At 60.9% G+C, this 12,124-nt stretch carries 12 protein-coding genes; 8 read left to right on the forward strand and 4 right to left on the reverse strand.

Annotated features, from left to right (window positions below):
• Positions 1-158: 158 nt before the first annotated feature.
• A complete protein-coding gene (locus INHI_RS20335; protein ID WP_014880472.1) occupies positions 159-347 on the forward strand; it encodes a hypothetical protein in 189 nt (62 codons plus the stop codon).
• A gap of 101 nt (positions 348-448) precedes the next feature.
• On the opposite strand, the gene INHI_RS0105015 is transcribed toward INHI_RS20335, so the two are convergent.
• The 3 genes from INHI_RS0105015 to INHI_RS0105025 all read right to left on the reverse strand — a co-directional run bounded on the left by INHI_RS0105015 (position 449) and on the right by INHI_RS0105025 (position 4,457).
• Positions 449-1,837 carry a helix-turn-helix domain-containing protein gene (locus INHI_RS0105015; RefSeq protein WP_014875164.1) on the reverse strand — a complete coding sequence of 463 codons (1,389 nt, stop codon included), beginning with the start codon at positions 1,835-1,837 and terminating at the stop codon, positions 449-451.
• A 131-nt stretch (positions 1,838-1,968) separates the two neighbouring features.
• Positions 1,969-3,180 (reverse strand): multidrug effflux MFS transporter, encoded by a 1,212-nt coding sequence (locus tag INHI_RS0105020; RefSeq protein WP_014880470.1) that lies wholly within the window; start codon positions 3,178-3,180, stop codon positions 1,969-1,971.
• A gap of 47 nt (positions 3,181-3,227) precedes the next feature.
• Positions 3,228-4,457, reverse strand: a complete 1,230-nt coding sequence (locus INHI_RS0105025) for a M10 family metallopeptidase (protein ID WP_254656848.1) — start codon at positions 4,455-4,457, stop codon at positions 3,228-3,230.
• Between the two features lie 217 nt (positions 4,458-4,674).
• Between INHI_RS0105025 and INHI_RS0105030 the strand changes: the two genes are divergently transcribed.
• The 7 genes from INHI_RS0105030 to INHI_RS0105060 all read left to right on the forward strand — a co-directional run bounded on the left by INHI_RS0105030 (position 4,675) and on the right by INHI_RS0105060 (position 11,394).
• A complete protein-coding gene (locus INHI_RS0105030) occupies positions 4,675-6,207 on the forward strand; it encodes an acyl-CoA carboxylase subunit beta (protein ID WP_014875161.1) in 1,533 nt (510 codons plus the stop codon).
• Between the two features lie 416 nt (positions 6,208-6,623).
• Positions 6,624-7,007 (forward strand): DUF6497 family protein, encoded by a 384-nt coding sequence (locus tag INHI_RS0105035; RefSeq protein ID WP_254656849.1) that lies wholly within the window; start codon positions 6,624-6,626, stop codon positions 7,005-7,007.
• Between the two features lie 283 nt (positions 7,008-7,290).
• Positions 7,291-7,431 carry a hypothetical protein gene (locus INHI_RS21185; RefSeq protein ID WP_014880466.1) on the forward strand — a complete coding sequence of 47 codons (141 nt, stop codon included), beginning with the start codon at positions 7,291-7,293 and terminating at the stop codon, positions 7,429-7,431.
• A gap of 69 nt (positions 7,432-7,500) precedes the next feature.
• The gene (locus tag INHI_RS0105045; protein WP_027246943.1) at positions 7,501-7,857 is read left to right on the forward strand and encodes an SH3 domain-containing protein; all 357 of its coding nucleotides are present in this window, start codon (positions 7,501-7,503) and stop codon (positions 7,855-7,857) included.
• Positions 7,858-8,409: 552 nt separating this feature from the next.
• Positions 8,410-8,613, forward strand: coding sequence for a hypothetical protein (locus INHI_RS0105050; protein ID WP_014875158.1), 204 nt, complete (start codon positions 8,410-8,412; stop codon positions 8,611-8,613).
• A 201-nt stretch (positions 8,614-8,814) separates the two neighbouring features.
• Entirely contained in the window at positions 8,815-10,860 is a 2,046-nt protein-coding gene (locus INHI_RS0105055) for an acetyl-CoA carboxylase biotin carboxylase subunit (RefSeq protein WP_027246944.1), read from the forward strand.
• A gap of 9 nt (positions 10,861-10,869) precedes the next feature.
• Positions 10,870-11,394, forward strand: coding sequence for a hypothetical protein (locus tag INHI_RS0105060; protein ID WP_247655942.1), 525 nt, complete (start codon positions 10,870-10,872; stop codon positions 11,392-11,394).
• An 88-nt stretch (positions 11,395-11,482) separates the two neighbouring features.
• On the opposite strand, the gene INHI_RS0105065 is transcribed toward INHI_RS0105060, so the two are convergent.
• Complete coding sequence (locus INHI_RS0105065) at positions 11,483-12,088, reverse strand: DUF4174 domain-containing protein (RefSeq protein WP_014880464.1); 606 nt, start codon at positions 12,086-12,088, stop codon at positions 11,483-11,485.
• Positions 12,089-12,124 lie beyond the last annotated feature (36 nt).

Below are 12,124 nucleotides of genomic sequence, written 5' to 3' on the forward strand. Positions count from 1 at the left end.
CGGACTGTTTTCGCTAGGCCGCGAGTATTAACCAAATTTCATCAAATTTGAGGCAAAATAGGGCGATCTCCCGCACTTTCGTATAGTCTGAGTACAGCAAACGAATGTGCCCCGGCGCGGATCATTGCCGGAGCGGGTAGAGTTGAGGGAGATGCCAGATGGAACAGAGCTGCCAGACTGCTTTCGCTGAGGACATGTATGGAACCGCTGGGTCTGACAGCGATGCGGAAATTCTGGCGGCTGTGCGCCGGGTCCTGACCGCCGAAGAGATCAGCCATCCGGATGTTGTTGAGCCTCCTCGAAAAACCTCCCTTGTGTCCACGCTGCTAAACCGGCTGCGTAGCTGATCTGCCGGTTCGGGCGCAGACCGCTGCGCCCCCGGTGACCAAGGATTCTACAAAATCCTTGGCAACTTCCTTAGCAAGAAAATTGCGCGATGGGCGATGGGTCAGCTCACCTCATAAGGCAGCACGCCGCGTTGATCGGTATTGATGCTGAGCCTGCGTTCCAGCGGCGGCACCGAACGCTGATGACAGTCGCGCCGCTCGCAGATGCGACAGGAAATCCCGATCGGCTCATAGGCGCTGTCCTGGCTCACATCCAGCGTATCTGCATAGACCAGCGCATCGGCGTGGCGCACCTCACATCCCAGTGCAATGGCATAGCGACGCACCGGTGAGCCGAAGGAGCCACCGGGTTTCGAGACATCCCGCGCCAGCGAGATATAGCGCACCCCGTCCGGTGTCTCCGCCAATTGCCGCAGGAACCGGCCCGGCGTTTCAAACGCGCGGTGCACGTTCCACAAGGGGCAGGCGCCGCCGAAGCGGGCAAATTGCAGCCTGGTGGCCGAATGGCGTTTGGTGATCGTGCCCGCCTGATCCACCCGCACAAAGAAAAACGGCACGCCCTTGGCGCCCGGGCGCTGCAATGTTGAGAGCCGATGGGCCACCTGCTCGATTGAGGCGCCAAAGCGGGTGGAGAGCAGCTCCAGATCATGCCGACATTCGACCGCCGCGTCCAGAAACTGGCGATAGGGCATCATGGCAGCCCCGGCAAAATAGTTGGCCAGCCCGATCTTGGCGATCGACCGCGCCGCCTCGCTGTGGAATTTTGCGAAATCCAGCGTCGCCTCCAGCAGATCATTCTGATGCAGCAGCGCCACCTGCAGCAACAGCTGAAACAGCTGTGTCTGCGGCGAGGCCCGGTTGGACAGTCGCAGAACTTTTCCCGCCGGATCAAATTTGCGCAACCCGTCGATATCGCCGAACACCACGCTGATCCCGGCCTGATCCAGCGCCGCGATTGCCGCACTGCGGGCATCCAGCCGCCCGCAGAAATTCTCAGCGGCGCGGTCCACCGCATCAATGTAGTTGTCGCAATAGTGGAAGAAATCGCGCACTTCTTCCCAAGGAGAGGCCTGAATGCGCGCATCCTCGCGTCCCAGGGCCTCATCCAGCGAAGCCAGCCGCTCATGGGTCTGCCGATAGGCGCGGTGCAGGGTGAGTAAGGCCCGTGCCAGGGCAGGCGCGTTGGAGGCTGTCAGCCGCAGATCCGCCATCGGGGGCGTGTCATCGGCAAAAACAGGGTCGGCCATCACTTCGCGCATGTCACTGACCAGCCGCTCACTGTCTCCCGCAGACAGCTCAGTCACATCCAGACCAAATTCCTGCGCCAGCGCCAGCACCACGGTGGTCGAGACCGGCCGGTTGTTGTTCTCCATCTGGTTGAGATAGGGCAGGGAGACGCCCAGTTTGGCGGCAAACTCCTTTTGTGTCAGCGACAGGCGCAGCCGCATTTCCCGCAGCTTGGCCCCGGCATAGAGTTTCTGTTGCGCCATCCTGGTTACCTTTGCAAACTGAGGGTTCTGCAATTGTAGAATTGCAAATCAGTTGGCGCAATAGGGGGTGATCTTTCAACCTACCGTCGCTTGGTGCTACGCGCAGCACGGAAGGGACAGAAAGCTGCGCCTCAGAGTCCGAGCGTCTTCTCACGGCGGATCACCACCCGGATTGAGATAAAGCCCAGAACTGCGGTGCCCAGCATGATTGCCAGGAGGGGCACCGGAGTTGATCCCGGTACCAGCAGATAGCCGGCATAAGCGCTGAGGCCCGCGCCCACGCCAATCATGATCGCGCCGGCCAGCCCCGACGCTGTCCCCGCCAGATGCGGGCGCACGGAGATCGCGCCGGCGGTGGCATTGGGGATGGCCATACCATTGCCCAGCCCGACAAAAGTCATGAACCCGAAGAAGGAATAAACGCTGTCGGCTCCCAGCAGCGCCAGCACGAGCGACAGCGCCACGCCCACACCGTTGATCAGACACCCCCAGAGCACCATCTGGTTGAGGCCAATTCGCACGGAATAGCGCCCGGACAGGAAATTGCCGACGAAGTAGCCAACTGCCGGGGAGGCGAAGTACACGCCCAATTGCGCCGCCGACAGTCCATAGACCTGCGTCCCCATAAAGGGTGCGCCGCCGAGATAGGCAAAAAACGCCCCTGACGACAGGCCCGAGGCCAGCGAATAGCCCCAGAACCGAGGGGACCGCAACAATTCGGGGTATTCCCGGAACTGGGCCATCAGCGTTTTGCCACTCTTGCGAGCGGTTTCGCCCAGATCCAGATAGGCGATGGCAAATGTGCCGGCCCCCAGTGCCATCAACAGCCAGAAATTGGCCTTCCAGCCGATGGTCTCTTCCAGTGCGCCGCCAATCATCGGGCCAATCATTGGAACAACGGCCATGCCCATGGTGACATAGCCGATCATGCTGGCAGCCTGATCGCTGTCATAAATGTCGCGCACCGCAGCCCGGCTCAGCACCATGGCCGAGGCAACGATGGCCTGGCACATCCGAAACAACAGGAAAATCTCGGCTGAGGGCGCATAAAGACAGCCCAATGTCGCCAGAAGGAACAGCGCCACCCCCCAGAGGATCACCGGGCGCCGTCCCAGTTTGTCCGATATAGGCCCGACAAAGATCTGTACAATCGCGCTCACCGCAAGGTAGAGCGCGACCGAAAGCTGCATGAGACTGTAGTCAGCATCAAAATACCGCGCCATCCCGGGAAGGGAGGGCAGAAAGATATTCATCGCCAGCGCCGAAAGTCCTGACAGCAGGATCAGCGTGCCGATATTTGGGTTGGACCGACGGTCCAGAAATCGCCGCGGAATGGTTCGCATGTGAACGAGTTAGGTCACACCGCGGCGATTGTCCATATTCAGCGGTCTCAGACCAGCAGATCGTCGCTGATTTGATTCAACGTCATATTGCGCAGGGTGATGCTGTGGTTGCCCTCCAGATCGAAGTAGAGATCATCCCCCACCTCGCTGGCACGGGCCAGCACATCTGCTTTGCTGCCATGCCCGACAATCCGCAGGGTATCGATATCGTCCTGAAAATCGCGGATGGTGTCATTGCCGCCTTTGCGGGCAAAGATGAACAGATCAGCACCGCTGTTTCCCACCAGCCGATCGTTGCCGCCAGCGCCGTTCAGCCGGTCATTGCCGCCACCGCCGACCAGCAGATCCACGCCGCTGTTGCCGTTCAGCGCGTCATTGCCGCCGTCACCGCGCAACGTGTCACGCCCGCCGCCGCCGACCAGCCGGTTGTTGGAGTCATTGCCGGTGATGCGATCGCGTCCTCGCCCGCCAATGGCATTCTCAATGGTGACCCCCTGGGCGATGGTCACATCACTGTCGGCATCGAAACTTGAAAAATGCATCTCGCGCAGGTCCAGCGTCACCGCATTGGTTCGGTTGCTGGCGTTGAAAGTGTCCGTGCCTCCTGTGTCCCAGACCACATCGACCGTATCCGTGCGCGATCCGCGATACGTGGTGTTGCTGGTGTTGAAATCCGCAGCCCCCCAGATGTCCTGCAGCGCCAGCACGTCAAACAGCATCATCGCATCACTGTCCTGTCCGTTCAGCGGGTTTTCCCGGTAGGACATCACCGAATAGAGGTTGCTGTCATACTCTTCAGGCAGGTTTGAGTCATGGGTGTGCTGAAGACCAAGAGCATGTCCCAGTTCATGCAGGATCAGGCTCTCACGGTTGTCTTGTGACATATCCAGCGTGTTATCGAACACGGCATAACCATCCCACCGGGTGATATCATCGCCGCGGAAGCTCATGCTGTAGCCACCGATGCCCACCGTGCTGCCCGGAATAGTGACTGAGCCGAGGTTGAGATCCGGATCGCTGGAGCCCTGGACCTCGACGAAATCGACATTGAGGAAGGTTTCGATATGCGCGAACGCCTCGGCGAAGGCAGCTTGCTCGGCGGCGCTGAAGCTCTGCCAGCCGGAATAATTCGAGCCGGTGGGCAGGTCGCCCGGCGCGGAGTTGCCCGCGAACTGATAGGTGATGGTGAGGCGTGGGGCGTCATCCGTATTGACCGGGTTGCGGGTGTAGAACCCGTCGAATTGCATCGCCTGGATGATCTGGGAAGGTTGTAACATGGGGGGTGTTCCGTTTCCGTTAGTCGACCCCGGTGATACGAGTACATCCGTCAGCACATCAAGAACACCCGCCGCTTCGGCAGTTTCTGCGCGGTTCCGCGCTGATTTGCAAATTAGCGCATCCTCTACGCAAATGCTTTGCAAATTTGCCATTATTGCCTTTGGCTTCGCGTGTTCAGCGTCTATGGTCGCCTGAAATTCAACAGGGGGCATGGCCATGAAAGATATCCTTTCCGAGCTGGAAGACCGTCGCAACGCAGCGCGACTGGGGGGCGGACAAAAGCGGATCGACGCCCAGCACGGGCGCGGCAAACTGACCGCGCGCGAGCGGATTGAACTGCTGCTGGACGAGGGTAGTTTCGAAGAATTCGATATGTTCGTGGCGCACCGCTGCACGGATTTCGGCATGGAGAACCAGCGCCCCGCGGGGGATGGTGTGGTCACTGGCTGGGGCACCATCAATGGCCGGATGGTCTATGTGTTCAGCCAGGATTTCACCGTGTTTGGCGGCTCCCTGTCGGAAACCCACGCGCAAAAGATCTGCAAGATCATGGATATGGCGGTGCAGAATGGCGCGCCGGTCATCGGCATCAACGACTCCGGTGGCGCGCGCATCCAGGAGGGCGTCGCCTCGCTTGCGGGCTATGCCGAAGTGTTCCAGCGCAACATCATGGCCTCCGGCGTGGTGCCGCAGATTTCCGTCATCATGGGCCCCTGTGCCGGCGGCGCGGTCTACTCCCCCGCGATGACCGATTTCATCTTCATGGTGAAAGACACATCCTACATGTTCGTGACCGGACCCGACGTGGTGAAGACCGTCACCAATGAGGTGGTGACCGCCGAAGAACTGGGCGGTGCCTCGACCCACACCAAGAAGTCTTCGGTGGCCGATGGGGCCTTCGAAAACGATGTAGAAGCCTTGGCAGAGGTCCGCCGACTGGTCGACTTCCTGCCGCTGAACAATCGCGAAAAACCGCCGGTGCGCCCCTTCTTTGATGAGCCGGGCCGCGTTGAGACCTCGCTCGACACCCTGATTCCTGCGAATCCCAACACGCCCTACGACATGAAGGAGCTGATCCACAAAGTCGCGGATGAGGGGGATTTCTACGAAATTCAGGAAGATTTTGCCAAAAACATCATCACCGGCTTCATCCGCCTTGAGGGGCAGACCGTGGGTGTTGTCGCCAACCAGCCCACGGTTCTGGCGGGCTGTCTGGATATCGATTCCAGCCGCAAGGCCGCGCGGTTCGTGCGCTTCTGTGACTGTTTTGAGATCCCGATCCTGACGCTGGTGGATGTGCCGGGCTTCTTGCCGGGCACCAGCCAGGAATATGGCGGCGTCATCAAACATGGCGCGAAGCTGCTCTTTGCCTATGGCGAGGCGACGGTGCCGAAGGTTACCGTGATCACCCGCAAGGCCTATGGCGGTGCCTATGACGTGATGGCGTCCAAACATCTGCGCGGCGATTTCAACTATGCCTGGCCGACGGCGGAAATCGCGGTGATGGGCGCCAAAGGGGCGACCGAGATCATCCACCGCGCCGATCTGGCGGATGCCGACAAGATTGCCGAGCACACGAAGGACTACGAGGAGCGCTTTGCCAATCCCTTTGTGGCGGCGGAACGTGGCTTCATCGATGAGGTGATCATGCCGCAATCCACCCGCAAACGCGTCAGCCGCGCCTTTGCGTCGCTGCGGGGCAAGCAGCTGAAGAATCCGTGGAAGAAACACGACAATATCCCTCTTTGAGGTCCGGACCACTCCGGAATTCCTGAACCCAGACCCTTGCGGCCAAAGGTAAATATCGCCTTGGTTGCGAGGGGCGATGAGGATGCAACCTTGATGTCAGCGCTGCGATATGCCCGGATATGCTGCCGTGATGGCGGCGAAAGCCTGTGGGAAATCAGGGCCCTGGAACCAATCCTGCGTGATCAGGGCGGATTGTTCGCAAAATGCGATCAATTTGAGCGACCTCACGCGTTAGCGCCCACATTTGCGTCTTTGTTTGACACCGGAACCGAATCTGCTCCATGATCCGCGCCAGCTCATATCGGACAGCGCGCACCGCGTGTGCAGCGCCTGCAGCCCCGACAGGAGGAGCCCATCGTTTTTGGGGTCGGGGCTGCGGTATTGGGCCTGTCATTACATCTGTTTCCTGCCTTTCTTTGTCTGCGCTTGCCCTGTGCCTTGGCACCGCAGAGCGGGCGGATGCTGTCCCCCTTGATGTGCCCTCGGGGCAGAGCGTCAATCTCCATGAAGTGCTGCTGGACGAAACCACCGGTGAACTCTGGGTGCGATTCCGCTTCTTGGCGCCGCAGATTGCGCGCGATCTGGCGGGGATCACCTATGAACAGGCGGCGCCGGACATGGATCACCTCTGCCAAACACTTGCTCTGGCCTATCTGCGGCAGCATCAGCTGGCGCCCGCCCGCGTAGTGATTTCGCTGTCGGACCGTGAGGTGCCCTTTGGCCAGGCCGATACCGCCGCAACGCAGTTCTTCGAAAGCTACCGCCCCGAGGGTGACAACTGTATCTGGGAGGCCTTCTGATGATCTCCTGTCTGCCGCCCGATATCCGCACCGGCGACATCAGCGCGCCGCATCCGCTTCTGGTGGCGCCCGGCGTCACAAATATGCCGATCAAGGCTGAAAACTGGCGCTTTTTTGCAGCTTTATCCCGCGAACTGCCGTCCTGCTCGGCTTTGGGATGTGAAACCGCGCGCATCTCGGTTATTCTCGCGCCAGATCACATACGTGTGATCTGTTATTTGAGGATGAGGCAGGCGCCGGCCGTGGCCCGCGCAGGTTTCAAAGACACAATTGGGAGACAGAAATGTCCAAGAGCATCAAACTCGTTGCCCTCGCGGGCCTGCTTGCAGCCGCCGCAGCCTGTGCACAGCAGGAAGAAGAATACGTCGTTGTCGAGCCCGAGCCGATTTCGGCTGAGCCTGTCTACACCGGCAAATACAAGTAATCACTACAGGGGTCCGGCCCTGCGGCCGGACTCCACCGTCCCGCGGGGTGCCGGACCGGAGGCACCATCATGCTAAAACACCGCGGCTTTCCCGGTCGTCTGCCGGGCACCGATTTTCAATTCATCATCCGTCGTCCCAACCCCAAAGGGGTCACGCCGATCACCCGGCGCGAGCGGTTTCGCGACCGTCGTCCGGCGGACCGGCGCGCTGATGCCGGCTTCATGCAGGCGCTGTGGGACTGCTTTGGCGACCAGCCCTTTGAACGGGGCAATCTGGATGCCGGTCGTCTCAGCTGGCTGTTTGGCCGCGAGGTGATTGCTGCAGAAGACCCGTTTGATCCTGAAAGCTATGAGGCGCTGCTGGTCATCGACGTTGATGCCGCCCAGCTGTCCTTTCCCGAAGTCTTCGACGGAAACGCCCGCTAAGATGTCGGCCGGGATCCTTCATAACCCTGTCCGTTGCGACCGCCTCACGGGGTGGTTGCAGCGCGGCTGTGGCGACAGGATTTCGGCGAATCTGTTGCTGGCGTTTTCCACGGATCTGCGTGTCGCACGGGCCCAAAAAGGGTTTCCTCGACTGCGGGGCGGTGACACTAACTGGTGGTCAAATAGGCCTATTCTGGCGGATTTCGGCATAATTCTGCACGGGACTTCCCGGTTTGCGCGAGTTCTCGCCAAATCCGCGTGGTTTGCAACTCAGGGGATGTTTCTGCGCCGGACTGGGGGCAGTCTGACAGAGACAGGTCAGCCTGTCGTGCATCTGATCCAGCCCCTTCGCCTGGAAGGGCAGGTTTGCCCCCCCAATCGCGGCCTGCCCATTTTTTCCTTGGATGCAAAGGCGGAAGCTTGCCAATTGCCCCCCAGTGTTTGGCAGGCTTCTGCGCATCCTCTTGATGCAGACCGGATATCCTTGCCTCCTGTCCGGGGGGCTGCAAACAGTTGTGCAGAGCTTGGATCACACAACGAAGGATCACCCCCATGCAGGCAAAACTCATTCTCGCGGCCTTTGGCCTTTGCACCACACTTGCCGCCTGTGGCGACACCACGGGCGAACAGGTTGTCTATGGCGCCGGCGCCGGTGCGGTCGGCTCGGCGCTGCTCAACGGCAATCTCGTCGCAGGCGCTGCCGTTGGTGCTGCGGCCAATGTCATCTACTGCAAGGAAAATCCGCGCAAGTGTTAAGAAGACCGCTTGCCCGCAGACAGGCCTGACGCCTGATCGCTTACCCCGCGCGGGTAAGGGGCTGCGCCGCATATCCACCGCACAAAGGCTGCGCCCGGAGATTTCTCCGGCGTGGCCTTTTTTGTGCTCCGACGAAGCCAAGACCGTGGCGGGGGCATGTCCTCGCGCCTCACGGAAGACACCGAAGACAAGGGACAGCCAATGTTTGAGAAGATCCTGATCGCCAACCGGGGCGAAATCGCCTGCCGCGTCATCAAGACCGCCCGTAAGATGGGTATCAAGACCGTTGCCATCTACTCGGACGCCGACAAGCAGTCCCTGCATGTGAAAATGGCCGACGAGGCCGTCCACATTGGCCCGCCGCCCGCGAACCAGTCCTATATCGTCATCGACAAGGTGATGGAGGCGATCCGCGCAACCGGCGCGCAGGCGGTGCATCCGGGCTATGGTTTCCTGTCCGAAAACGCCAAATTCGCCGAGGCGCTGGCCGCTGACGGTGTCGCCTTTGTCGGCCCGCCGGTCGGCGCGATTGAAAGCATGGGCGACAAGATCACGTCCAAGAAAATCGCGCAGGAGGCCGGTGTTAGCACCGTGCCCGGCTACATGGGCCTGATCGCCGACGCAGATGAGGCGGTGAAGATTTCCAACGAGATCGGCTACCCGGTGATGATCAAAGCCTCCGCCGGCGGTGGGGGCAAGGGGATGCGGATCGCCTGGAGTGACGCCGAGGCCCGCGAAGGCTTCCAGTCCTCCAAGAACGAGGCCGCGAATTCCTTTGGTGATGACCGGATTTTCATTGAGAAATTCGTCACCCAGCCGCGCCATATTGAAATTCAGGTGCTCTGCGATGCCCATGGCAACGGCATCTATCTGGGCGAGCGGGAATGCTCGATCCAGCGTCGTAACCAGAAAGTGGTGGAAGAGGCGCCGTCGCCCTTCCTCGATGAGGACACCCGCCGCGCCATGGGTGAACAGGCCGTGGCGCTGGCCAAGGCGGTGGGCTACGCCTCCGCCGGCACCGTGGAATTCATCGTCGATGGCGACAAAAACTTCTACTTCCTGGAAATGAACACCCGCCTTCAGGTGGAACACCCGGTCACCGAACTGATCACCGGTGTGGATCTGGTCGAACAGATGATCCGCATCGCCGGTGGCGAGCCGCTGTCGATCACCCAGAACGATGTCAAACTGAACGGCTGGGCCATTGAAAACCGTCTCTATGCCGAAGATCCTTATCGGGGGTTCCTGCCTTCCATCGGTCGTCTGACCCGTTATCGCCCGCCCGCCGAAGTGGCTGCAGGCCCGCTGCATGACAGCGGCAAATGGCAGGGTGATGCGCCTGCGGGGGAACTCGCTGTGCGCAATGATACCGGCGTCTTTGAGGGCGGTGAGATCTCAATGTACTACGACCCGATGATCGCCAAGCTTTGCACCTGGGGCCCAACGCGCGATGCGGCGATTGCGGCAATGCGCGACGCGCTCGACGGGTTTGAGGTTGAGGGGATTGGTCACAACCTGCCGTTCCTCAGTGCCGTGATGGATCACCCGATCTTTATCGCGGGCACCATGACCACCGCCTTTATAGAAGAGCAATATCCCGAAGGTTTCAACGGTGTGGAGCTGCCGGAACAGGATCTGCGCAAGATCGCCGCCGCCTCTGCCGCCATGCACCGCGTTGCCGAAATCCGCCGCACCCGCGTGTCGGGCCGGATGGACAACCACGAACGCAAGGTCGGCAGCGACTGGGTTGTGACCCTTCAGGATGTGTCCTTCAACGTGACCGTTGACGCCGATCGTGACGGCTCTACCGTGCGCTTTGACGATGGCAGCGCGCTGCGCGTCGCCTCCGACTGGACGCCCGGCGACCAGCTGGCGCGGCTCACCGTGGGCGATGACAGCCTGGTTGTGAAAGTCGGCAAGATCTCAGGCGGCTTCCGCATCCGCTCGCGCGGGGCCGATCTGAAGGTCCATGTCCGCACCCCGCGACAGGCTGAACTGGCCAAGCTGATGCCTGAGAAAATCGCACCTGACACCTCCAAACTGCTGCTCTGCCCGATGCCGGGTCTGGTGGTGAAACTGGAGGTCGAAGTCGGCGATGAGGTGCAGGAAGGTCAGGCGCTTTGCACGATTGAGGCGATGAAGATGGAGAACATCCTGCGCGCCGAGAAAAAAGGCGTGGTCAGCGCGATCAACGCCGCCGCTGGTGACAGCCTCGCCGTTGACGAAGTGATCATGGAATTCGAATAACACGACATGATGTCGGTGCAGTCATATCACAAACTGGCGCGTGTCGCCTGTGTGGCGCTGGCCCTTTCGGGGCTGGCGGGCTGCGCCTTGCAAGATGAGGCGGCGGCCCGTGCCGCCGTCGGCGATTGGGTACAGCTGGGCGAGACGCAGTATTATTTCTCCCGCCGCAACTGCGCCGCTGGTGTGTTTGAGGTGAAGGCCACCCGGATTTCATCGCTGCTGACCAAGGCGCGCTCTATCCGGGCGGGGCTGCGTCACCTCGACAACAACATACCCGTCGCCTTCGAGGTTGAGGGACTGTCGCCCAATATGGTCTCAGTTCAGGTGATGACGATGGATCAGGGTCGCGGCAATGGCATCTTCGCAGCCGGGATTGTTGGCAAGGACTGTATGCTGGAGGAGGTCAGCCGCGCTTATCTCCTGGCGCTTCTCGATCCCACATCGGTGCTGATTTACGAACCACGTGCCCGCTTCATGGCGGTGGTGGATCGCAGCAACAGACGCCTGTTCTACGCGCAGGGCGGGGGGGCGTGATGCGCTCCCGCTCGTCCCTTGGCTCTCGGCAAATTGGTCCTGGCGGGTCCCTCAGCGGCCGCGTCGGCCGGTACCGGGTTGTGTCCACTCAGCTGCCGCGCCGCTCCTCCACCTCGCGCAGGCGGGAGGGGAATTTGTCGATGGTCCGGCTCAGCTCACGCACGGTCCAGGGTTGCGGTTTGCGTAGTTTGACACCGCCATCCTTGCCGATCAGCACCAGCATGAACCCCCTCGGCCGCAACTTCTTGCGCAGCGCGGATGTCACGCCGGGGTCGGTATCGGTCAGCACGATGACATCGCGCTCCAGCAGGGCCTCGGCCCCGTCCGCCAACCGCTCCATCTGTTCGTGGAAACGCGGGTCAGCAGGGCTGTCGGCAAAAACCACGATGGGCCGGTGCAGCCACATCAGATCGTCCAGCTCAACGCTGGCGCCGGGGCGCACCAGCTGCACCAGCGGGTCGGTGGGCGGATCGGCGACTTCCGCCATCGTCTCGGCGTCACGTGCCCCTTGCGATCCGGTCTCCTCCGCCACGATCGCGGAGTCATCCGCAGCGGCAGCAGCGGCCTGTTGTGCAACGCCCGCAGATGGCAGCCCCATGGCAAGCAGAGCCGCCAGCCCAAGTATCCCAGCCGATCCAAGCAGCGGTTCGGCCGGCCCAAAACGGGTTTTTCCAAAGACAAACAAGTGTTTCATCAGCTCTCCTGTAGCGATGAATATATGCCCCATCGC

This window comes from Phaeobacter inhibens DSM 16374, from assembly GCF_000473105.1.
GTDB lineage: Bacteria > Pseudomonadota > Alphaproteobacteria > Rhodobacterales > Rhodobacteraceae > Phaeobacter > Phaeobacter inhibens.